Raw genomic sequence first — 23,132 nt, 5'->3', positions numbered from 1 at the left:
AAATACTTAATTATTAAACATTTGTCTAAACTATAAGTATAGAATAATATTCGAAGGTACTATTGTCAATATGTTTTTTAGCTTTATTTTAATTATTATGTTTTTTTCTCAAATAAGCTAGTGGATATAGGCATATAACCATAATTAATGCTACTACAAAATCAATCACCGAATGTTGCTTTATAAAAAATGTTGAAAGGCATATACTAAATGCAAGAATAGTTGACGCTGTCTTTATTATAATCCCTTTTACACCTGTTATATATTGCGTCTTTAAAATTGCAAGATTCATAACAAGTGACACATAACAGTGAAGACTCGGACATACATTAACAGGTCTGTCATTCATATATATCACTCTTACAAGTTCTAAAAGTGCACCACTGCCTTCTATTGTATCCGGTCTAAAATCAATCGCAGTCGGATATATTATATATATCATAAGACTTAGTATATCACCCATAAGAAATAATAATGTAGCTTTCTTAAACTCCTCAGTTGATACTATTAACAGATATAAAAATACAACAACCACATATACATACCATAATACATAAGGTATTACAAAAAACTTCACAAAAGGAATCTTATAATCTATTGGCAGACTTATATAATTCCATCTTGTTACAAACTTCTGTAGCAAAAAATATATTACAGAATGTCCTATTAAAAAACTTAAAAGAAATATACCATATTTATACTTTTTCTTTAACTCTCCCAATTCTCTCCCCCGCTTTTACAACAGTCTCTATATTACTGTTACTATTATTAACTATTTCCTCATCAATTATTACTGTATCTTTTTTAACAAGAAGAACTATTGTCGAACCTCCAAACTCGAACTTTCCCTTCTCATAACCTCTTAACTGTTTACCACCACTATGAATGTTACTTATCTTACCTACTAACAATGCACCGACTTCAACCTGAATAATCGTTCCAAAGTTCTCTGTAAGAAGAACTGTATACTCTCTTGCATTTCTCTTATATACATTATAATGTTCAAAAGCTATCGGCTGTACTGTATGAAGTTCACCTTTTATAAATCTGTAACCATCTTCATAACAGTCATCTACATAAAAATATCTGTGATAATCATCTACACATAGTCTGAATATCATACATAGGCCACCTTCATATTCTGGCGCTGATATATCGCCATCTAGCAGATCATCTACTGTATAATATGAATCTTTAATCTTAAATACACTCTTTTCATCTATATTATATACAGATAATTTTGCATCACATGGGCTTACAAAACTTTTTGGTTCCCTATCAAATTCTCTGTTTGATCTTTTTATTTTTCTTGTAAAAAAATCATTAAAAGATTCATATTTCTTATCTTCATATTCAGAAAGATCTATATTGTTACGCTTTACCATACCAGGTATCAGGCACACAGAAAGCGGTGAATCTAAAATATGACCCACCGCTCTTGATATAATAGGAAGTGTAAGTATCTTCAATATACCTCTGCCTATAAATGTACCATATAAAAATCTAAGTATGGGATTAGCTTTATGTTGTGAAACTGTCTGTCTTTTTTGCATGATTAAATCCCTTTCTGTCTCATAATTGTCTTGATTATAAATACTACTGCACATATACCAACAGCAACCATTATTTTCATCATCTTCATATCCGGTTTTCTTATCTTAATCGGACTTATAAATGCAATCGCAATCATTCCAAGAACTATTGTATATGCAAGTGTAAAATGTATAAAATAGATTCTCAAGCAGAACAATAATGGAATTATAAGTGCTGATGCTGTAACAGGAAGCCCTTCATAATATTCTCTTACTTCACTTGTATTAGCTTGTCTCTCTTCTTCTGTAACATTATAATATGCAAGTCTTATAAGTGCATTAAGTACATATACGCACAGAACAAGTATCTGTATCGGTCTTCTCATTCCTATTGCATATCCTACCATTGCAGGCAATACACCAAAGCATACCAGATCACTTAATGAATCTATCTGAATTCCGAACTTTTTTTCTGCATCTGTTCTGTCTTTTTTAGTTCTTGCAACCTTACCATCGAACATATCACAAAAACCTGAAAAAAGCAGACATATTATCGAAATTACAGGATTACCTGATGCAGCCATACATATTCCCATAACTGCTGACACAAAACCTGCATAAGTTAATACTACCGTATAATTATAAAAACCAATCATCTTATTACCCTTTCATTCTCTCATTCTCCCGAATCATCGTACAATCCTAACAAACTATATCTATTTTGTAAATAGTCCTTTAGTCCGCAGTTAATATTATTACTGTGCGGGAGTCTCTTTAAGTGCTTTTAACTGTTCTTCTGCATTAACAAGTGTATCAATATTAGTTACATACTTCTTCGCAGTATCTGAAAGTGCATCATATTTGCTTCTTGCTGTCTTAATATCATTCTCACTCTCAAGAGTCACTTCTCCGATTGCCTTAATAAGTGCGATAACACTCTTTGCATTCTCTTGTGCAAGTGCTTCTTTATTCTCTGTTCCAGGAAGTCTATATACGATTACAGGATCTCCTTTTTCTATATATTGGAAAATCGTCTTTGCAACATCCGGTGGCAGATTGATACATCCATGTGAACCACTCTTCTGATATATAAATCCTCCAAACTTACTTCTCCATCCTGCATCATGAAGACCAATATCCATATTAAATGGCATCCAATATGATACTGGTGTTGAATAATTCTCACCATTAAGTGTTGCATCACGTTCCTTGTATGTTATCGAATATGTACCTGATGGAGTTGCATGTCCATTCGTCTCTGTTCCTGATACAAAATCTGACTCTATAATAAGCTTTCCATCAACATAAAAATATAAATGCTGTGCTGTTATATTAATCTCAACATATGTACTGCCATAATCTTTGTCACCATGTGACTCGGCTGTCTGCTTGTATTCCGGCTCTCTTGTAACCTGTTCTCCTGCTATTATAGAATCTTTGAGTTTCTGTGATTCAGTTATCTGATCCATCCACCAGCCATAATCTCCGCCTTCTACAGTTACAGTCTGTCCATAAGATGTCTTAAATTTTCTATTTGTAAATATTGTATTATATTTGCTTGCAAGACTCTGAATATAATTAGCAATCGCAGTATCATTAAGTGTAACATTGCCATCTTCATAAGATACCCACTCACTAATCATATCGCCATTAACTTCCTCTATCTTATCACCAAAAGTATATCTGATATCTGCTGATACATATTTATTAAGTATATCACATATATTCTTAAGATTCTCATCTTCTGATGTAATCTGTGGTGCTTCATAACAGCCTGCTGCATCAATATCAACTTCCTCACTAAGTGACAAAATCGCTGAATCAAGTGTCTCTTTAAGCCTGTCTTTATTAACAAGTGAACCCTGTTCTTGTGGTACGACTGTATACTGCCCATCAGAATAATCCGATATATGTGCATCTACAGGCTGTACTATTCTGCTCTCATCACTAAGGCACATAAGTCCTGATACAACATCTTCATATTTCATCTTATCATATACAATGAGTTTTTCAAGTTCTACATCCTTCTTCTTGAATAATGATACAATCCATCCTATTGTATTCTGCTTTTTAACATAATTACTAAGTGTATCATCGAATGTATTCTCAAGACCTATATCAGAACCAAATATCACTTCACTATTATCATTACGTTCATTAATCTTAATTGAATAATCAAGCAGCTGGCTGCTAATCATATCTTCAACCTGTTTAACTGTCTTACATGATACTTTCATTCCATTAACCTTTGTTCCAAATAAAAAACGATCTTTGAAATATACAGCTACCATTGAATATGCAAGCAATACAAATAATATTGCAATTGTAACTACTACTGTTATTATCTTGGTTTTATTATTCTTACCTTCCTTAACCATTACACTAATCCCCATTTCTATTTTATCTTCTCTATTTTCTTACAATATGCGTATAGTGTCAATCCATTTTTTTCTTAAGATTTCTTACAATTTTTTACAAAAAACACAATATTCATCATTTACAGGTTTACATAATCCGATATATGATATGATTATGTAAATTAAACTATCGTAACATCTCACTAAGCGTTTTTTTATAGCTTAGGAATTTAGCACCGTAAAAACCAGGAAACCGGTACTAGTTTTTTAGTACTTATTGACTATATCATTTAAATTTGCTTTTTGGGATAATGTTATAGAAGTGTGTCATATTTTTGTAATATTTCTGTAACATTCATGAAACTCGCAGACATTTGATATTGATATCAGTATGCGTAGCATGTTCGTTATGCTATTACTTACATCAATATTCACGTTATTCAAAATATGGAGGTTATAAACATGGTTGCAAAACTCAAAAAATTTCGTGCACTCATCGCTTTAGCCGTTGCATTAATTGTTATTACAGGTGTTGCTGTATCAACTAATGTATTCGCCGGTTCAGGTAATACAACTCTTCCGGATGGCGTAAGTGCAAGCGTAACTCAGGTTGGCGGCTGGGAATCTAATGGTGAGAATTACTATCAGTTACAGCTTACAATCAAGAATAGCTCATCTAAGAATATTAACAGTTGGGAATTCAATATTGATCTTCCAGATGGTGCTAAGATTAATCAGGACTGGTGCGGAAAAGGCTCAATTGAAGGTAACAGACTTACTGTAGCACCACTTGACTACAATAAGACAATATATACTAATAATGAAATAGTATATGGCTGTATTATCTCTTCAAAGAAAGCATATACACCAACTTATGAAGCTGTCAAATTAGACGGCAAAACTTATGTATTATGTGGTAAAGGTGAAGTAACAACAGAACCTGCCGGCACAGATACTGCTGAAGAAGTAACAACTGAAGCTGCTACAGAAGCACCTACATCATCATCAGGCGAGACACTTCCTGACGGACTTACATATTCACTCAATGTTACAGGTAGATGGCAGTCAGGTAATGATTATTTCTATCAGATGCAGTTAGTTATAGATAACAAATCTAACACTACAGTTAACAATTGGTCATTAGACATTACTATTCCAGGAAAAGGCAGCTTTTCACAGGGATGGTGTGCTAACTATACATATAATAATGGTATACTTAACGTAACACCTTTTGATTATAACAAATCAATCTCAGTTAATTCTAAGATTGACAACATTGGTTTCATTATCTCATCAGACAAAGAAGTTAAAAGCTTTGAATCAGCTTTAACTGTTGATGGTAAAAAATATGAAGCAGATGAAAAAGTAACAGAAGCTACTACTACAGCTTCTTCAACTGAAGCTACTACTGAAGCTAAAAAAGATGAACCTACACAGGCTCCAACAGAAGCTCCAACAGCTGCACCTGCAGTAAAACCTACAACTGGTACACCTGTTGCTAACCATGGTAAATTAAGTGTAAAAGGAACTTCAATCGTTGATAAAAACGGTGACAAATTCCAGCTTCGTGGTGTAAGTACACATGGTCTTGCATGGTTCCCACAGTATGATAACAAAGATGCTTTTGCATCATGGGAAGACTTCGGTGCTAATGTTGTAAGACTTGCTATGTACAGTGACAAGAATGCAGGCTTCTCAACATCTAACTATCAGTTAATCTACGATGGTGTTGACTATGCTACACAGCTTGGCATGTATGCAATAATCGACTGGCATATCTTAGGTGATGGTAACCCTAATACTAACAAAGCTGATGCAGTTAATTTCTTCAAGACAATGTCAGCTAAATATGCTAACTATGACAACGTAATCTATGAAATCTGTAATGAACCTAACGGATGTTCATGGAATAACGATATCAAACCTTATGCAGAAGATATAATTGATATTATTCGTGCTAATGATAAAGATGCTATCATCATCGTAGGTACACCAACATGGTCACAGGATGTTGATGAAGTATCAAGAAATCCTATCACTGGAGAATCTAATATTATGTATGCTCTCCACTTCTATGCTGCAACACATACAGATAATATAAGAAATAAAGCTCAGACTGCATTAAATAATGGTCTTCCATTATTCGTATCTGAATTCGGTATGTGTGATGCATCAGGTAATGGTGGCAATAACTTTACAGAAGCTTCAAAATGGATCTCATTCCTTGACAGCAACAATATAAGTTATGTATGTTGGAATCTTTCAAACAAAGCTGAGACAAGTGCACTTATCTCATCATCATGCAATAAGACAGGTAACTTTACTTTAAATGATTTATCAGAAAGTGGTAAGTGGTTTGCTAACATTCTTACAGAAAGAAAATAATATAAATCACATACAAATTCCACTTTAAATGTTTGTTGAAATATTAATTTGAAACACTTTTTACCGGCACTGCCAACTAATCCCCAGGCAGTGCCGGTATTTTAATTCTCTTTCCATGCAGTTCCACTATTTAATACTTTTATGTCATTTGCCTTAATCCATTCGATTAGGGCTTTTTCTTTGTTATATTGTTGTTCATACTTCTCATACCCACCATATCCTATAAATTTATTCTTTGAATTCTTCTTTTTCCAATTAAATAACAAATTAAGCCGATTAATAATACTACTAAAATACAATTTCCTAAGCTAAACAATGACTGGAACAGATTATTTCCTCCAGCTCCTGTTTCAATTTGACTAAACTCTCGCAAGATATTCCATGGTACGATGCGATTAAAAAAGTTATTACTTGGAAATATCCTTCCAATAAATATTACAATGATGAATGAAATAATTAATTTGTTCTTATCTGTAATATAAGTACTAATTCCATTTATAATCAACGGAATGAGTATACAATAAAAAAGAAACATCTCTACAATAAAAGCGACTACTTCAATATTATATCCTATTCCCAAGACCTTACCTGTTAAATCTGCTCCACCCGCAATGTATGTCAGATAATATATTGCAATACTTCCCACCATTTCAACGAAAAAAATTTTTGAAGCGACAATAATTGTAGCCAAAACCTTAGTTCTATATACGATTACCTTATCACATTTTTGACTCGTTATCCCAAAAAAGTGATTTTCAATTTCTTCTGAAAGGTTAATACCACTTACATAAGAAAATACAATCGGTGTCACATACATCATGCTATTCATAAAAATAGCAATACTGCACCAATATAACATGCTTTGATCTTTTGCTGCATACGGATCTGTCAAAAAAATGCTGTTTAACGCTAAAAGAATCGGTATAATAAGCAATATTATTGCCAACCCATAAATTCTTCGTTTTTTATATTTATACAATTCTGCCTTTATTCTATTCATACTTCTGCATCACTCCTTTCGCTTTTTTATCAATATCAATAAAATACCACTATACATTAAAATCTGTACAATAATACTTAAGTGAATATTTAAGTTAGCGTCTCTGCACAAACTGACAAAATGATCAGCGTTTTTATAGTTGCTCCAAATGCTTAAAAATGATATTCCTTGAGGCATAGCAATTCCTCTGTCCAAAAAATTAAATATAATCAGGAATACTACCGTTTTTACAGTACTCCACCTTTTTGAAAGCCATATAAACATGCTTGGAAAAAGAATACATTTATCCAAAATCCATATAAGCAAAATTTCCATGCCCGGTATCAGTTCCCCTGTATTCCATAATTTACCTGTTGCCATTATATTGTTGTTTCTGACAAAAAACCAATAGCAGACTACCGTTCCCACAATTACGGACAAGAATATCAGAAACAAATATCCCATTGAAGCAAAAGCCTTTGACAAATAGAACTGTTCTGGTAAAATACCCTTATTCTGAATCATTGAAAGATAACCTTTTCTCCGTTCATCACCAACAATTGTATTTACAATCATTGCAAACACCAAAGTTAAAATAAACGACTTTTCCATAGAAAAAAGCTGAATCAGAACCCACGACAGCATACTGTGTCCATTTTCAACCAAAACGATTTCATTTCGGCACGCCAGAATAGACCACATTACCGGATACAGAAAAAGCAACGCAATGAGCAATATATGATCCGATTTGCAGAGCTTATAAAATTCTGTTTTCACCAACCGTTTCATCATTACAGTTCCTCCCGTATTATTCTGTCAAAAAGTTCCTGAATTGATGTCTCTTTAACATATAATTTATCAATCATATTATCTTCTCCCAACCGATTCAATATTGTTCCCAGTATTTCTGTGTCTTCCACTTCAATTACCCCATCTCCATGTACTGTAATTTTTTCTTTTAGAGGAAATATACTCAAATAGCTTTTTAATTCCCCACCTTTTACTTTTAGTTGGATATGCACAGTCTGTCTTATTTCAAAAGTGTCATTGAAAACAATATTTCCATCTTTCATGATCACTACCCTGTCACATACTTTTTCAATCTCTTTCATATCATGTGAAGAAAGCAATACTGCCGTTCCGCTTTTCTGTGATTTTTCAAGAATCACTTTTTCCAGCATTTCTTTCCCCTCACTGTCCAATCCTACAAATGGTTCATCCAAAATCAAAATATCTTTTTCCCCTAAAATTGCCTGGGCAACTCCAAGCCTCTGTTGCTGGCCAAAAGAAAAGCCGGTAATATATTCTTCTCGCTTGTCATAAAGCTGGACGATTTTTAATACTTTAGGCACCAATATATCCAGTTCACTTTTAGGGATTCCCGCATAAGTTCCAAGAACTCTCAAGTTTTCCTCCGCAGTCAGGTATTCCAAAAAAGTTGCTTTTATCAAAAAGCCAATTTTGTTAAGCTCATGCCGGTTCTCTGATAAGTCTTTTCCATGAAACAGGATATCTCCTTCTGAAAATGGCACCATTCCTGCAATGCAGTTCATTAGTGTTGTTTTTCCGGCTCCATTTACCCCTAATAATCCAACTACTTCTCCTTTTTTGATTGTAAGATTAATATCTCTTAAAATTCTTTTCTCTCCATATGATTTTTTCAGATGAGAAATATTTACTAACACTTCCTTTTTCTTCATCTACTTTCCCTTCCTTCCAATCTTATCTTTATTTCTTCCTTGAACTGTCCTTATTGTAGCTGATATACTTATGCTCATGCTTCAAAAATGATATTTGGTTAAAAAGTCGTGATATTCTGTAAAAAAAGCCCTGCCTGATAGTCATAGTTACTTCTATCCGGCAGAGCGCCATTATCTCACTGATATATTTTGTATCGTTGTTTTCATTATAATTTTATCTGCTATAATTTCATATGAGAAATCCCCCTTATATTTTAACGTTGTTTCCCGAATAATGTCCATCCCTTTTCCATGAAGCTGCTTATCCTTTTTTGTAGTCTTAAATCTGTTTCCCACAACATCTAAAAAATTTTTATTATAATAATTCCATACGTCAATAATCAAATACCCCTTATTCTGATTAAAAATAACTTTTATCTTTTTCTTCTCCGAATCTATTACTTTCTGCGCCGCTTCAACTGCATTATCCAATAAGTTTGAAGTCAGGCTCAGCAGATCCATATTGTCCACTAAAATTTCAAGTTCAGGATTCCATTGGTTTTCAAAATCAAATTCAATCCCTAATTTCTTTGCTTTTTCTGCCTTTGAATAAATAAGCGCCCCAAGCCACTCTTTTTGCGGAATTGTAATCAACGCTATTCCCTCGACAATTGGAATTTTCCCAAGATATTGTTTTATTCCTTGCATATCATCTTTATCTGCAAGATAATTAATCATAAAAATATGATCTTTAATATCATGCCGTATTTTTGCAAGTTCCCGTGTCCTTGTGCTGATTACGTTCAAATAATTTCTTTCAAGATCCACCTGCTGTTCATACCTCATATTTTTCAGGACTTTTTGCGCTTCATTTTCAATATCGCCAAAAATGCTGATTACTAATATTACCAATATCACCAATAAAACAATCCTCATATTCCACAAAAGTTCGATATGAAGCATCTCTTCATTTAGCATAATATAAGAATTAGCAATCAACAACGCAATCGAAATTATAGATTTTATTAAAATATAACGATAGGCAGTCAATTCAAAATAATTGATTTTCTTTTGGTTACTATGTTTCCTTAAATATAAATAAACAAACATTCTGGTTGTCACTGTATAAGCTACAAAAATAACAAAAGTACTGTTTTTATTATCAATTCCTTTTATTTGATTAAGTATGCATGCACTCAGGAGATTTAGTACCGTCAGTGCTAAAAGCAATTTTAAATAACTGACAACCTTAATCCATGTATTCCCATAAAACAATGCTGCTATCAATGGCATTATCAAAACATATACAAAAAGTTGGCAAAACGGTATCTCCGGCAATGTATTGACAGCCAATGCACTAAGAGAAGTCAGTAGTATGATGTAGATATTCCCCTTTATACGTGATACTTTTAAGCGATACTCCATATTCAAATAGCAGTAAAATAAAAAAACATCTAAAAATACTGGTGTAATTACTCGCATGGCCCTCCTGCCTTTCTAAGAATATCATAAAATTTTTTCTTTGCTTCCGCTCTTTTTCCCCGACTAATCGGAATTACACATTCATTTTCCAAAACAAATACACTGCTCTCATATCTTTGTACATAGTTCAAGTTCACAATAAAAGACTGATGGCAACGATATAGCTTATCTGCCTTCAGCTCCACTACTTGATTCTCCAAATCTTTTAAGCTGGCATATACCTGGTATTCCTTAGATTGCGTTACAATGTTGCAAGTATTTTTTTCTTTTTCTATATAACAGATTGTTTCTGTTGGTATAGATATAATATCTCTATTTATCTCCACTTTAATCTTAGGACAATCAGAAACTGCCAAGCCGCCTGCCTTTTCATATTGCATAACACTTAAGATAATCTCTTTTACCTTTTCCAGTTTCAGCGGTTTTACCACATAATGGAATGGATGCACCTCATAAGCTGATAAAGAGTATTTTTCAAAGCTGGTGACAAATATAATCTGTATCATAGGGTTAATTTCTTTTATTTTTTTCCCTAATTCCAATCCTGAAATATATGGCATTTCAATATCTAAGAAAATAATCCCATATTCTTTTTTATTCTCTTCAACAGCGGTTAAACATGCTTTTGCAGAAGTAAATGTTCTGATGTTTCCACGCTTTTTTATAGCGACCAATGCCTCCTCAACAACAAATTCCTCCTGTATTACCACATCCTGGTTATCATCACAAATCAAAATATTCATATCTGGCACTCAAAATCCTTTACATCATCTTTTTATATATTCATTAAGTAATTATATGTACAAACGATAAAATTCACAAGCTTTAATAAGAGATTTACAATCTTCGATTGTTGGAATTACAATTTTGCTCCATATGCCATAATTCTGATGGGGATACACATATGTAGCATCTTCTATATTTAATACACAGTCCCACCAACCAAATACCTAGCCGTGCATCACTTCATCCCCATAGCAAGCTATGGGGGTTTTCCCCTCAAGTTTATAACATATTTTACTTTCCAAAAATATACTTATACAATACTCCTATATAAGATATCTGAGATTGCTTTTTTTAAGTTCTATCCTATAAGCACTTCCTTACCATCAAATGCGAATCCATAATGCAGTATTCTCTCCCTTTTTACTCCAAGAGTAAGTAATTCCTCATCATAGTTATTCTCTTCTATCTGTGTAAGTGCCGCCTTTACTGTCTCTTTGGGTGTTCTCTCCTTACGACTGCTTCTTACTTTAAATTCCATTATTATTCCAGGAAGTTCTTCTCTCTTTGGTATCATCATAACATCATATCTTCCAAATCCACTCTCTCTATAGAGAAAAAGCTTTTTAACATATCCATATTAAGAGTCTTACCAAAACGTCTTGGTCTTGTTATAAGTGTTACAATATCGCCCGATTCCCACCATTTCTTAATAAACAATGTTTTATCTATATAAAAATAATCATTTTTAATTATCTTTTCAAACTCCTGATTACCTATTGTTACTTTTGTCTGACTCATTTACTCACCTTTCTTTTATATTTTATCTTCAATTTTATCCATTACTTTTTTTCTAATCCAATATATGCTACTACAACTTTGCCACTACAATTCCCACCTATAACTTCATCTGATGCAGTTTCTATCGTCCAACTTCATATAATATATACTATCATACTACCATATCAATTTCCAATAAAAAATACCACATTCAGTAGCCCTCCTGAACGTGGTATTCTTATGAGTAAAAGGAAATAAAACGTATGGTTTATAATAAATTTTAAGCGATGCAAGAACTTAAAATTTATCTAAACTAATCTATAATCTGCGATGTTACTCGCATAAATCAAAGCCTATATTATTTTTTTATATTGAAGGCCTTAATTCCTGGATATACTGCTGAATCTTTAAGCTGTTCTTCGATTCTTAGAAGCTCATTGTACTTAGCAACACGTTCGCTTCTTGATGGAGCACCTGTCTTAATCTGACATGTATTAAGAGCAACTGCAAGATCAGCAATTGTTGTATCAGCTGTCTCACCTGAACGATGTGAGCTGATTGCTGTGTAACCGGCTTTGTGAGCCATCTTAATAGCTTCAAGTGTCTCTGATACTGAACCAATCTGATTAAGTTTGATAAGAATTGAGTTACCACAGCCAAGTTCAATACCTTTTTTAAGTCTCTCTGTATTAGTAACAAATAAATCATCGCCTACTAGCTGAACTTTATCTCCAAGTTCTTTAGTAAGTCTCTGCCATCCTTCCCAGTCTTCTTCATCAAGAGCATCTTCGATAGATACAATTGGATACTTCTCAACAAGAGCTTTCCAATGTGCAATAAGTTCATCTGATGTGAATTTAGTACCGGCTTTTGGAAGGATATATTCACCTTTTTTAGAACCTTTCCATTCACTTGATGCAGCATCCATTGCTATCATAAAGTCTTTGCCAGGTTCATAACCAGCTTTTTTAACAGCTTCAAGTATATATTCTATTGCTTCTTCATCAGATGCAAGGTCAGGTGCAAAACCACCCTCATCACCAACTGAAGTAGCAAGTCCTTTGCTCTTTAACAAAGCCTGAAGCGCATGAAATACTTCTGAGCACCATCTTAGACACTCTTTGAATGAAGGTGCACCAACAGGCATAATCATAAATTCCTGAACATCTACTGTATTAGCTGCATGAGCTCCACCATTTAAGATATTCATCATCGGAACTGGAAGTCTGTTACCATTAACACCGCCAAGGAAACGATATAATGGAATATCAAGTGCTACTGAAGCTGCTCTGCAACATGCAATCGAAACTGCAAGAATTGCATTAGCTCCAAGATTTGACTTGTCTTTAGTTCCATCTGCTTTGATCATCGCAGCATCAATTGCATATATATCAGATGCATCCATTCCTGTGAGTACATCATTTATAACTGTATTAATGTTGTTAACCGCTTTTGTAACACCTTTTCCAAGGAAACGGCTCTTGTCATTATCTCTAAGTTCAAGTGCTTCAAATTCACCAGTTGATGCACCACTTGGAGCTGTACCTCTTGCAACTGTTCCGTCTACAAGATACACTTCAGCCTCAACTGTTGGATTACCTCTTGAGTCAATTATCTCTCTGCCGATTACCTTTTCTATTTCTAAATAATTCATATGTCACCTTTCCCTTCGGTATTTTTTTATTTCCTCTCTGCCTCGCTCTGCATACAAGGCAGAAAGGAGAACACAAGATTTATTCACATTAGTTAGGTTTTTCTAACTGATATTAGATTAGCATAACTCATTTTGTTTTGCAAGTATAAAATTTGATAAACTTTTTTCAATATTACCTTTGCTTTACAAAGAGAAACTGCCTATAATAGCATCCTGTTATAATACTATTATAGGCAGTAAGGTAGGTATTTATTCAATTTTCTGCATCCATACTTTGTGCTTAAATAGCGCAAAAGATATGATAAGTCACACATCATCTAAATTCATGATACTTCTTACTAAAAATAGTCTTTGCAGCTATTATCTAAGCTACAAAGACTATTCTCATAAGATTATTATTGTTAATATATACTATATTCTTATAATGCCGCAAGTTCAAGCATTCTTGTAAGTGTCTCTTTTGCTTTATCGCATATAGCTTCATCCGGCAGTTCTACGGCATTCTCTCCTGTCTTTAGTACATTAAGCACATGATCAAGTGTAATCTTATCCATATTGACACATATTGGTGTTGTCTTAGGGAAATAGAACTTAGCATCAGGTCTTCCAATCTCTAATTTGTATATAACGCCATATACTGTTCCGATTATAAACTCATCTTCCTCAGGATGTTCAGCAGCATACTTAATAATTCCACTTGTTGAACCAATATAGTCAGCAATTTTTATTATATCAGGATTACACTCAGGATGTACTAATATCTTAGCATTAGGATGTTCTTCCTTAAGTTCTGCAATCTCTTTTGCTGACATGAATTCATGTCTTGGACAGAATCCTTCATTGTATATAAAATGTTTGTCAGGAACTTGTGAAGCAACATAATGTGCAAGATTACGATCTGGAATAAAAAGAATATTCTTATTAGGAAGATTCTTAACAATCTTAACTGCATTAGCAGAAGTTACACATACATCAGACCATGACTTAATCTCAGCAGTTGAATTAATATAACATACAACAGCCAGATCATCATATCTGTCCCTTGCATTATCAACCGTAATCTCATTAACCATATGTGCCATAGGGCAGTCAGCAGTTGGTTCTGGCATAAGAACTGTCTTATCAGGATTAAGAAGTTTGGCACTCTCTCCCATGAATGATACTCCACAGAATACAATTATAGGATTATCGAGTCCTACTGCAATCTTACTAAGATAATAGGAATCACCAATATAATCAGCAATCGCCTGCACTTCAGGCTTTACATAATAATGCGCAAGAATTACTGCATTTTTTTCTTCTTTAAGTCTCTTAATCTCCTCAATTTTCTCTTTATTCATCTCAATTTTCTCCATTTCACTCATTCTCCGTAACTAGTCAATGCACATAAAAGTGTACATTCTGACAATTATAAACGAAGTATAGCACATGTTCTTACAGCTGACAAGACACCTTATTCTCTTTCTTTACATATCTTATAACTTCCACATTACTATTCTTGGCTCTTTCACACATTGCATTATATACTTCATCTCTAAGTTTTCTCTGACGTTCCTTAGGCTTAAGCGTCTCATCCGGGTAGAATGGTCCATCAACGTATGTAACAATCTGCACTTTATTACCTTTCTTACCACGTCTTACATAACAATTCGTAAAACAAAACACCGGTGTCTTAAGCCTTACCGGATATTTAAAAGATACATCTTTAAATGGTCTTATTCCTGTATAATAAGGCCAGATATGTGCTTCCGGATATATAGTAACTGCACTATTTCTCTTAATCTTATTTTCAACAGAATTAAGAAATCCTTTCATTCCATTAATATTCGTAGGTATCGGAATCGCTCCAAGCATAGCGACAAGCCAGCCAATACCTTTTATTGATACATTAGCCGGATTAACTATAAAAAAATTACGCTTTGGATACATCATCAGACTTGGGATAAATGTATCAGCAAATGGCTGTGTATGATTGCCATATATGAAGTATCCCTGACTTTTATATGGTTTTACTTTCTCTTTGCCTATAAACTTAATTCTAAACTTCAGTTTCGCATATAGATACTTAATTGGCATGCTAAGAACATTTTGAATAACCAATGAACATTTATCCCAAAAAGGACCATGAATGAAAACATAGTTCTCATCAATAGTCCTTATATCTATCTGCGCACTGGAGAATTCATCATTAAGTTCATCTTCATAATATATTATCTTCTCCATATACACTCTTCCTTTTTAATTTTTATCTGCATATATAAGATATCATGCCAGCTATTTTACATTAACTACAACTATATAGAATCATAACAGATATCTTCTAACCTGCTCTCCATCTGATAGTTCTATAATTATAACGTTTTATATCTCTTACTCATCTTTCTTAATAGTCGTATAAGTAAGCGGAATCTTATAAAAATCTTCGTATATATTCTTCCATATCTCAAAATTCTTATCTCTCATCTGCTCTTTATTCTCTCTAACTGACAGATTAGCATCAGGATATATAGCCTCACTTATATTAACGATATATTTCTGAACCGGAAAGCCATCATCTCCTATAATATCGCTGTCCTGCATAGTTATAAATATAGGAATTACAGGCACTTTATGCATTGCTGCAAACTTAAATGCACCAATCTTAAGTGGCTTTGGCTTCTTATAATTCCACCATAGGCTCTGTTCCGGATATATCAGAATAAAATCTTCATCATTAAGTATAGTCTCAACAGCTTCCATAAATTCCATCATAGTCCTTCTATCCGAACTTAATGGAAGTGTATCACAGTTTCTAAAGAAGAATCCATATAATCCGGGAAAGTTCGTATAATTACCTTCTCTTATAACTTTATAAAGAGTCTTTGAACCTGCATGTTCTGACATTCTGAATACTTTTTCAATAGTGAGTGAGTCAAATGGATTAAAATGATTGCATGTAATAATCGCACCAGTCTTAACTCTGTTGAGATATTCAAGCCCATTAACTTCTTTTATTATAAGTTTATTAGTCTTTAAAATTTCATCAAGGAACTTCTCTCCTATCTTATTAGCGACCTTCGTCTTAACTTTGCTTGAACTTTTTGTTCTAAGATAATCAACTTTATCAGGAAGAAGAACTATTGTCGGTGGATCCTTTTCAGGATCTACATCAAATTTACCTTCAAGCTCAAGCTTCTCTATCTCCTTCATAATCTCTAATCTATCTGGTGATTTTTCAATAACCTGATTCGGGTCTTTCTTATGCTTCATAACTCCTCCGTTTTATCCTATTTTTCATAGCCAACACAGTCAGTCTGCTTAGCTGCAAGTTCTATAAGTTTCTGGTTACTTACTTCTCCTTTTATTCTATCTTCTTCTGTAAAATTCTTCTTGATAATCTCTATCTCATCAAGATATTCTGTCTCACCTGCATATTTCCAAAAATATTCCTGAAAAAGAATATTCTCAAAATGCCATGGTTTGAAAGCAAGATTGTAATGAACAAGTTTTACATGTTCTTTATCGGTATTTTCTTTTTCTATCGGCATTCTATTCCATTCATATGGCAGAATCTTAACTCTTCCTTTGCACATTCTATTAAGATAATCCTGATCCTGTGCAACCTCGTATTTTACAATACTTAACATATAGATAAACTTTTCTTCAAACTTGAATTCACGCATTGCTTCAAGATTCATAAGCATAACACCGGCATTAAAATATTTCTTATAAGAAGATACGCCTATAACTCTCTCAACATAATCAACGAACTCCGGTACAAGTGCAACTGTCATATCAGGTACAGCTCCTACAAGATTATCACCAAGATCAACATTATAAAGGTTAGCAATATCATCCACTACTACAATATCACTGTCTATATACAATGCTTTTTTCATATCTTTAAATAATTCCGGTATGAATAATCTAAAATATGTTGTCTTGCTATAATAATCTCTTGTATAAAGTTTATCATTAAGTGCGCCAACATATTCACTAAGATTAACAAAATCAATATGAATATTATCACTTTCATATTTTACAAGATGTTCCTTGTTATGCTCACTTATATATGTGTGCAGAATATGCAGATAATATGTATTATCCTTTGACGCATTATCAACTATTGACTGAATTGCCACTGCAAGGAATGGACAATATCTGTCATCAACTGAGAAAAAAACCTGTATATCACTATCTTTATACTTCATAATTAATTCTTCCTTTCATTTCTTTATTTTTTATAATTATATAACTATATTCTATAATAGTATATATTAAATATCTATTTTTATATTAATCTTAAATCTTACAATTAACTAATTTCATCTAAATATCTGTTTTTCTGCTCTCATACTCTTTTTTTAGCAAAAGATATTCATCCAGATCCCTATCAAAATAAAAACATTTAAGTTCTCTATGTATCTCATCCACATTCCACTGCTTATAATTCTCTGTATGTGGATATGGCAACAACATAAGTCTTTTACAGAAATGACATACAACTGTATCTTTTCTGTCAAACTTTGACTGCTCATTAAAACGTCTTGGTATGATCTTCTTCTTCGTTGTTGACCAATATATTGCATCCTGATCTGCAAAGAGCATCTTCTTCGTCTTAATTCTCTGTCTTGCTTTTGCCAAAAGGCCTGTCTCTTTTACTTTTTTCATATTGAATAACAACATTCCTGCATTAATATAATCCGGTCTTATAAGCCAACATCCATACTTTTCTTTAACAGCTGCATACTCATAATCACTTATATCAATATCATAAAGTTCTTTTATATCATTACCAATCATAATATCAATATCAAGATACAAAAGTTTATCCGGAATCTCATCTATAAGATCTGCAAGAAGTCTTAATAATGTATATGGTGTACAATATGCTGTCTCGTTGGCACATCCACCGAACTCTTTCTCATAAAGTTCAGTAACATCAAGTTTTATTACATCATTATCTTTATTCTTCCTCTTTATAACTTCTCTTAAGAATTCAACCTGACTATCTGTAATACTTAAAAAATCAGGATTAATTCTTGTTAATTCCATTGTCATTATATAACACTTTATCGTCTCGTCTGTCCTGTTTGTCATGGATATAAGCTGTGTAAGCGCACCATCAAACACTTTCTTATTCCCACATAAAAGTATATTTACCATAGATATCCTTTCATATTGCAATTAAATATTAATCAACTAAGTAATTGTCAAAAAATACTCTGTCAGTTAATGATTATATCCCATTTTTATTACTTGGTAAAGGATAATTTCTGTAGATATAGTATTTAGACTTTTGTATATTAATTTAACTTTAAATAGATTTTTACTGTGATATCTGATATAATCAGGTTATGCTTTATTAACAGTTTTGCATCAACTGTAATATCAATAAAACAAACTGACAGAGCTAAGGAGGATTTTTATGAGTGCTTATCTATTTGTACATTTTAAAGAAAAAAGAACACCTGACGGAGAACAAGTATACTTTGGAATAAGTAAAGATGGCTTTAACTGGGAAAGTGTCAACGATGGTAATCCTGTATTATGGAGTTATGAAGGCGATAAAGGTGTTCGTGACTTCACCATTACAAGAACCAAAGATAATAAATTCGTAATTATGGCAACAGACTTAAGTCTTGCTTATGGAATGCCATATAAATATGAAAATTCATGGACTAAAGTATCAAATGAAGGCAGCAAATGTCTGGTAATGTGGAAATCTGATGACCTTATTCACTGGTCTAATCAGACTATGGTAAAACTTGGCGATGAGAATTATGGATGTCTATGGGCACCTGATATTATATATGATAGTAAAAATAAAGATTATATAGTTCACTGGTCTTCATCACACAGCGATAACAACTTTGGTCCAAAAGGTATATTTTACTCAAGAACCAAAGATTTTAATACATTCTCAGCACCAAAACTTCTATACAGACGTGATAATGAAGGTCCTGTAATAGATTCTGCGATGTATGAAGAAGATGGAATATTCTATCTCTTTGTTAAAAGCGAAGCCAATCCTTCAAGAGTTATTCTTCTAAAGAGCGATAATGCAACCGGACCTTTTGAACGTATTACTGCTTTTGATGAGAGTATGAAAGATTTAGAAGAAGGATTATATGAAGCTCCAACAGCATTTAAGACATCCGATGGCAAATGGTGTCTTATGTTAGATTTTTATGGCTGTGGTGCTGAAGGTCAGGGATATATTCCATTCCTAAGCAATGATATCTCAACAGGCATTTTTACAAGAGCTGATAATGAATTTTCTTTCCCATACGGATTTAAACATGGTACAGTCCTTACAATCACAGACTCTGAATATGAACGTTTATCCAATTATCATAAGCCTGTATCTGAACGTTAAATATATTGATTTTTAAAAAATCCTCCTTATGGAAGAGAAGCATATATTACTTAATTATTCATCTGATACTTATAATTAAGAATATATGTCTTCTCTAACCATCTAAGGAGGATTAATTATTAATCAAGATCAAGTTTCTTAGTCTTAATAGCTTCTACCATCTTCTTTACGAAGTCTTTACAAGGAACAGTTGTTGTCTTCTGTGCTCCATGTAATCTATATGATATAGTCTTCTCATTCTTCTCATTGTTACCAAGTACAAGAAGATATGGAACTTTCTGAATCTGTGCTTCACGAAGACGATAACTTAACTTCTCTGCTCTCTCATCGCTCTCAACTCTTATACCTTCTGCATCTAACATATCATAGATCTCATGAACATAAGCTAGTAATTCTTCATCATCTGTTTTAACAGGAAGAATCTTAGCCTGTACAGGTGCAAGCCAAAGTGGAAGATTACCTTTTGTCTCTTCAAGAATATATGCCATGAATCTGTCAAGAGAACCAAGAATAGCTCTGTGAAGAACTACAGGTGTCTTCTTGCTTCCGTCCTTATCTACATAAGTTAAGTTGAACTTAGCTGGAAGACAGAAGTCTAACTGACATGTTGATAATGTATATTCATTACCTACAGCAGGCTTAACATTAACATCAAGTTTTGGTCCGTAGAATGCAGCTTCACCAATCTCTTCTGTATATTCAATTCCAAGATCATTAAGAACTCTTCTTAATGCATCTTCTGCTTTATTCCACATCTCATCATCATCATGATATTTTACTTTATCAGCTGGATCTCTTAATGAGAGTACGCAACGATAGTCTGTGATATTAAAGTCTTTATATACATCAAAGATTAAATCAACTACTTTTGAGAATTCTTCTTCAATCTGCTCTGGTGTAACAAAAAGATGTGCATCATTCTGACAGAAGTGTCTTCCTCTCTCAATACCTTTTAATGTTCCACTTGCTTCAAAACGGAAATCATGTGCGATCTCACCGATACGTATTGGAAGATCTTTGTATGAATGAAGTCTGTTAGCATATATCATCATATGATGTGGACAGTTCATTGGACGAAGTACGAATGATTCGCCTTCAACTTCCATTGCAGGGAACATATTATCTTTGTAATGATCCCAATGGCCTGATGTCTTATAGAGATTAACTGTACCTACACAAGGTGTCATTACATGAAGATATCCTAACTTTCTCTCTTTTGCTTTAATATAATTCTCAAGCTCCTGCCATACTGTATATCCTTTTGGAAGGAACATTGGAAGTCCACGTCCGATTAAGTCATCAACCATGAATAACTGCATGTCTTTGCCAATCTTTCTGTGGTCACGTTCTTTAGCTTCTTCTAATAATTTAAGATGTTCATCAAGTTCTTCCGGTGTTGGGAAACATACACCATAGATTCTTTGAAGTACTTTATTATTAGCATCGCCTTTCCAATATACACCTGAATGTTTAACTAACTTAAAGTTCTTACATAACTTAGTATTATCAACATGAGGTCCACGACAAAGATCTGTATAATCACCCTGATCATATACTGTAATATTGCCATCTTCAAGATCTGATATAAGATCTAACTTGTATTCGTCACCGGCAAAAAGTTCTAAAGCTTCAGCTTTTGATACTTCTCTTCTGTATATCTTCTTGCCTTCCTTACATACTTTTTTCATCTCTTTTTCTATTGCTGGAATGTCTTCATCTTTAATTACTGCATCACCAAGATCCACATCATAATAGAAACCTTCTGTTACAACAGGTCCTACCCAGAACTTTGCCTGTGGATATAAGTGCTTGATTGCCTGTGCCATTACATGTGCACATGAATGATTAAGTGTGTTAAGACGTTCGTCATTTTTAAAATCTACCATTTTTGTGTCTCCTTTTTATATTTTTTTAAAAATAGTATCCTTATTATGATATATACAAAAAGCCCCTTGTATAATATCATATATTACACAAGGGGCGAATATATCGTTCGCGGTTCCACCCTATTTCATTCCTGCTGCCAGTCTTATAATCCTATATATAGCTTATAACCTTATATATACCATATATTCTTATATCATTCTCTATATATAAGACTCACATTAAGGAATCTCTTAATGATTATAACGGAATCACCGGACCTTATTAGGGCCGCTCAGAGGTGGTCTTCCAAAGCTTCTGATCTGGTATACTCTCATCACATATATACCTTTCTGTTGATCTTCCACAGTGTACTCTTCTCATCAACACGTTATTTTTAATATAATCAAATTCTTTGTTAAAGTCAAGTAGTTTTTACGGATTAACAATTCTATTGCTCCATTATGTTTACTTGTAACATAATATCTCATATAAGCATATTGTTATTCGTTAATCTCATCATTAGTCACTCTCTCAATATGGATTGCAAGATAACCTATCTCCACTTCTTCAAAGCTACACTTTAGATTGGCTGCTATCTCGTCACATATTGTTCTGGCTGTTGCGAATGATCCTGGAAACTTCACTTCCATATAATCATTCATATTAACTTTAAGCTTCTCTCCAGTCATTGCTCTTGCTACCATATATCTTATATGATTCATAAGACGATTGTAAGATAATGACATTACATCTATAGGCTTCCTGGTTTCTTTTTCTACAAGTGTTATACACTCTCTTACTGCTCTTGCCATCTGCATTGCCTGTGATACATTCTCATCATTAATCGCTGAATGAACATGAAGTGCCACATAGCCTACTTCGTCATCATCAATATCTATATCATACATTTTTTTCAAAAGAGGTCTTATACATTCTGCTACCTTGTATTCCATATGAAAGAGTACTCTTATATCTTCTGTAAGCGGATTACTAAGCTGTTCATCATTCTTAATTCGCTTAACAGCAAATGCTATATGATCTGCAAGCGGGAATAATACAGTTTTGTCTATCTTGCCAAACTTAGCTTCTGCCTCGCTAAGAACTTTTGACGCAATCTCAAGAAATTGTGGTTGTATTGATTTTACTATATTCTTAGCACTTCCTCTGTCTGTATACTTATTAAGCGAATATACTTTATCTTCTTCTCTTATGTCAATCTCTTCTGTTATCTTACGTCCAAAGCCAATTCCTTTCCCCATTATAAGACATTCCTGCTTATTATCAGGATGAATGGCAATAACCGTATTATGGTTTAATACCTTCTCAATTCTGTACAT

Annotated in this window: 21 protein-coding genes; 2 read left to right on the top strand and 19 right to left on the bottom strand. The window is 33.3% G+C overall.

The genetic code is table 11. From position 1 onward, the window contains the following. Positions 1-88: 88 nt before the first annotated feature. From KQI85_RS05210 to KQI85_RS05195, 4 genes are all read right to left on the bottom strand, one after another. The gene (locus KQI85_RS05210) at positions 89-721 is read right to left on the bottom strand and encodes a hypothetical protein (RefSeq protein WP_216575042.1); all 633 of its coding nucleotides are present in this window, start codon (positions 719-721) and stop codon (positions 89-91) included. Continuing rightward, on the bottom strand, positions 696-1,553 hold the full coding sequence (locus KQI85_RS05205) for a phosphatidylserine decarboxylase (protein ID WP_216575041.1): 858 nt from the start codon (positions 1,551-1,553) through the stop codon (positions 696-698). The genes KQI85_RS05210 and KQI85_RS05205 overlap by 26 nt, the downstream gene beginning before the upstream one ends. 2 nt (positions 1,554-1,555) lie before the next feature. Next, positions 1,556-2,188: a phosphatidylcholine/phosphatidylserine synthase gene (locus KQI85_RS05200; protein ID WP_216575040.1), complete on the bottom strand. Its 633-nt coding sequence runs from the start codon at positions 2,186-2,188 to the stop codon at positions 1,556-1,558. A 99-nt stretch (positions 2,189-2,287) separates the two neighbouring features. Next, positions 2,288-3,910, bottom strand: a complete 1,623-nt coding sequence (locus KQI85_RS05195) for a L,D-transpeptidase family protein (protein ID WP_216575039.1) — start codon at positions 3,908-3,910, stop codon at positions 2,288-2,290. A 441-nt stretch (positions 3,911-4,351) separates the two neighbouring features. Between KQI85_RS05195 and KQI85_RS05190 the strand changes: the two genes are divergently transcribed. Further along, positions 4,352-6,274 (top strand): cellulase family glycosylhydrolase, encoded by a 1,923-nt coding sequence (locus tag KQI85_RS05190; protein ID WP_216575038.1) that lies wholly within the window; start codon positions 4,352-4,354, stop codon positions 6,272-6,274. A gap of 220 nt (positions 6,275-6,494) precedes the next feature. Here KQI85_RS05190 and KQI85_RS05185 read toward each other — a convergent pair whose 3' ends face one another. The 13 genes from KQI85_RS05185 to KQI85_RS05125 form a co-directional block, all read right to left on the bottom strand. Next, positions 6,495-7,274 (bottom strand): hypothetical protein, encoded by a 780-nt coding sequence (locus KQI85_RS05185; protein WP_216575037.1) that lies wholly within the window; start codon positions 7,272-7,274, stop codon positions 6,495-6,497. A gap of 9 nt (positions 7,275-7,283) precedes the next feature. After that, complete coding sequence (locus KQI85_RS05180; RefSeq protein ID WP_216575036.1) at positions 7,284-8,045, bottom strand: hypothetical protein; 762 nt, start codon at positions 8,043-8,045, stop codon at positions 7,284-7,286. Continuing rightward, on the bottom strand, positions 8,045-8,953 hold the full coding sequence (locus KQI85_RS05175; protein ID WP_216575035.1) for an ABC transporter ATP-binding protein: 909 nt from the start codon (positions 8,951-8,953) through the stop codon (positions 8,045-8,047). The genes KQI85_RS05180 and KQI85_RS05175 overlap by 1 nt, the downstream gene beginning before the upstream one ends. Positions 8,954-9,124: 171 nt before the next feature. Beyond that, entirely contained in the window at positions 9,125-10,414 is a 1,290-nt protein-coding gene (locus KQI85_RS05170) for a sensor histidine kinase (protein ID WP_216575034.1), read from the bottom strand. After that, positions 10,405-11,157, bottom strand: coding sequence for a LytTR family DNA-binding domain-containing protein (locus KQI85_RS05165; RefSeq protein ID WP_216575033.1), 753 nt, complete (start codon positions 11,155-11,157; stop codon positions 10,405-10,407). The genes KQI85_RS05170 and KQI85_RS05165 overlap by 10 nt, the downstream gene beginning before the upstream one ends. Positions 11,158-11,498: 341 nt before the next feature. Further along, complete coding sequence (locus tag KQI85_RS05160) at positions 11,499-11,717, bottom strand: PD-(D/E)XK nuclease domain-containing protein (protein WP_216575032.1); 219 nt, start codon at positions 11,715-11,717, stop codon at positions 11,499-11,501. Beyond that, complete coding sequence (locus KQI85_RS05155) at positions 11,714-11,938, bottom strand: AAA family ATPase (RefSeq protein ID WP_216575031.1); 225 nt, start codon at positions 11,936-11,938, stop codon at positions 11,714-11,716. Before KQI85_RS05155 ends, KQI85_RS05160 begins: the two co-directional genes overlap by 4 nt. Positions 11,939-12,275: 337 nt before the next feature. After that, positions 12,276-13,571, bottom strand: a complete 1,296-nt coding sequence (gene eno / locus KQI85_RS05150; RefSeq protein ID WP_216575030.1) for a phosphopyruvate hydratase — start codon at positions 13,569-13,571, stop codon at positions 12,276-12,278. Positions 13,572-13,990: 419 nt separating this feature from the next. Then, complete coding sequence (gene nadA, locus KQI85_RS05145; RefSeq protein WP_253293753.1) at positions 13,991-14,911, bottom strand: quinolinate synthase NadA; 921 nt, start codon at positions 14,909-14,911, stop codon at positions 13,991-13,993. 94 nt (positions 14,912-15,005) lie between these two features. Further along, on the bottom strand, positions 15,006-15,794 hold the full coding sequence (locus KQI85_RS05140) for a lysophospholipid acyltransferase family protein (RefSeq protein ID WP_216575028.1): 789 nt from the start codon (positions 15,792-15,794) through the stop codon (positions 15,006-15,008). Between the two features lie 147 nt (positions 15,795-15,941). Further along, positions 15,942-16,820, bottom strand: coding sequence for a lysophospholipid acyltransferase family protein (locus KQI85_RS05135; protein ID WP_216575027.1), 879 nt, complete (start codon positions 16,818-16,820; stop codon positions 15,942-15,944). Between the two features lie 17 nt (positions 16,821-16,837). Then, on the bottom strand, positions 16,838-17,761 hold the full coding sequence (locus KQI85_RS05130; protein WP_216575026.1) for a glycosyltransferase family 8 protein: 924 nt from the start codon (positions 17,759-17,761) through the stop codon (positions 16,838-16,840). Between the two features lie 118 nt (positions 17,762-17,879). Then, positions 17,880-18,716, bottom strand: a complete 837-nt coding sequence (locus KQI85_RS05125) for a glycosyltransferase (RefSeq protein WP_216575025.1) — start codon at positions 18,714-18,716, stop codon at positions 17,880-17,882. A gap of 262 nt (positions 18,717-18,978) precedes the next feature. Between KQI85_RS05125 and KQI85_RS05120 the strand changes: the two genes are divergently transcribed. After that, entirely contained in the window at positions 18,979-19,929 is a 951-nt protein-coding gene (locus KQI85_RS05120) for a glycoside hydrolase family 43 protein (RefSeq protein ID WP_216575024.1), read from the top strand. Positions 19,930-20,048: 119 nt separating this feature from the next. On the opposite strand, the gene thrS is transcribed toward KQI85_RS05120, so the two are convergent. Both thrS and KQI85_RS05110 read right to left on the bottom strand, forming a co-directional pair. Further along, positions 20,049-21,815, bottom strand: coding sequence for a threonine--tRNA ligase (gene thrS, locus KQI85_RS05115; protein WP_216575023.1), 1,767 nt, complete (start codon positions 21,813-21,815; stop codon positions 20,049-20,051). A 480-nt stretch (positions 21,816-22,295) separates the two neighbouring features. Then, positions 22,296-23,132, bottom strand: a complete 837-nt coding sequence (locus KQI85_RS05110; protein ID WP_216575022.1) for a PRD domain-containing protein — start codon at positions 23,130-23,132, stop codon at positions 22,296-22,298.

Source organism: Falcatimonas sp. MSJ-15 (assembly GCF_018918265.1).
Taxonomy (GTDB): domain Bacteria; phylum Bacillota; class Clostridia; order Lachnospirales; family Lachnospiraceae; genus Falcatimonas.
The sequence above is the reverse complement of the archived record's forward strand: the minus strand, read 5'-3'. Positions and strand labels throughout refer to the sequence as shown.

What these genes read in the sequence shown, in the direction of transcription:
- KQI85_RS05205 (WP_216575041.1), bottom strand. Translation starts at nt 1,553, where the DNA reads ATGCAAAAAAGACAGACAGTTTCACAACATAAAGCTAATCCCATACTT.
- KQI85_RS05200 (WP_216575040.1), bottom strand. Translation starts at nt 2,188, where the DNA reads ATGATTGGTTTTTATAATTATACGGTAGTATTAACTTATGCAGGTTTT.
- KQI85_RS05195 (WP_216575039.1), bottom strand. Translation starts at nt 3,910, where the DNA reads ATGGTTAAGGAAGGTAAGAATAATAAAACCAAGATAATAACAGTAGTA.
- KQI85_RS05190 (WP_216575038.1), top strand. Translation starts at nt 4,352, where the DNA reads ATGGTTGCAAAACTCAAAAAATTTCGTGCACTCATCGCTTTAGCCGTT.
- KQI85_RS05185 (WP_216575037.1), bottom strand. Translation starts at nt 7,274, where the DNA reads ATGAATAGAATAAAGGCAGAATTGTATAAATATAAAAAACGAAGAATT.
- KQI85_RS05180 (WP_216575036.1), bottom strand. Translation starts at nt 8,045, where the DNA reads ATGATGAAACGGTTGGTGAAAACAGAATTTTATAAGCTCTGCAAATCG.
- KQI85_RS05175 (WP_216575035.1), bottom strand. Translation starts at nt 8,953, where the DNA reads ATGAAGAAAAAGGAAGTGTTAGTAAATATTTCTCATCTGAAAAAATCA.
- KQI85_RS05170 (WP_216575034.1), bottom strand. Translation starts at nt 10,414, where the DNA reads ATGCGAGTAATTACACCAGTATTTTTAGATGTTTTTTTATTTTACTGC.
- KQI85_RS05165 (WP_216575033.1), bottom strand. Translation starts at nt 11,157, where the DNA reads ATGAATATTTTGATTTGTGATGATAACCAGGATGTGGTAATACAGGAG.
- KQI85_RS05160 (WP_216575032.1), bottom strand. Translation starts at nt 11,717, where the DNA reads ATGATGATACCAAAGAGAGAAGAACTTCCTGGAATAATAATGGAATTT.
- KQI85_RS05155 (WP_216575031.1), bottom strand. Translation starts at nt 11,938, where the DNA reads ATGAGTCAGACAAAAGTAACAATAGGTAATCAGGAGTTTGAAAAGATA.
- eno (WP_216575030.1), bottom strand. Translation starts at nt 13,571, where the DNA reads ATGAATTATTTAGAAATAGAAAAGGTAATCGGCAGAGAGATAATTGAC.
- nadA (WP_253293753.1), bottom strand. Translation starts at nt 14,911, where the DNA reads ATGAATAAAGAGAAAATTGAGGAGATTAAGAGACTTAAAGAAGAAAAA.
- KQI85_RS05140 (WP_216575028.1), bottom strand. Translation starts at nt 15,794, where the DNA reads ATGGAGAAGATAATATATTATGAAGATGAACTTAATGATGAATTCTCC.
- KQI85_RS05135 (WP_216575027.1), bottom strand. Translation starts at nt 16,820, where the DNA reads ATGAAGCATAAGAAAGACCCGAATCAGGTTATTGAAAAATCACCAGAT.
- KQI85_RS05130 (WP_216575026.1), bottom strand. Translation starts at nt 17,761, where the DNA reads ATGAAGTATAAAGATAGTGATATACAGGTTTTTTTCTCAGTTGATGAC.
- KQI85_RS05125 (WP_216575025.1), bottom strand. Translation starts at nt 18,716, where the DNA reads ATGGTAAATATACTTTTATGTGGGAATAAGAAAGTGTTTGATGGTGCG.
- KQI85_RS05120 (WP_216575024.1), top strand. Translation starts at nt 18,979, where the DNA reads ATGAGTGCTTATCTATTTGTACATTTTAAAGAAAAAAGAACACCTGAC.
- thrS (WP_216575023.1), bottom strand. Translation starts at nt 21,815, where the DNA reads ATGGTAGATTTTAAAAATGACGAACGTCTTAACACACTTAATCATTCA.
- KQI85_RS05110 (WP_216575022.1), bottom strand. Translation starts at nt 23,132, where the DNA reads ATGTACAGAATTGAGAAGGTATTAAACCATAATACGGTTATTGCCATT.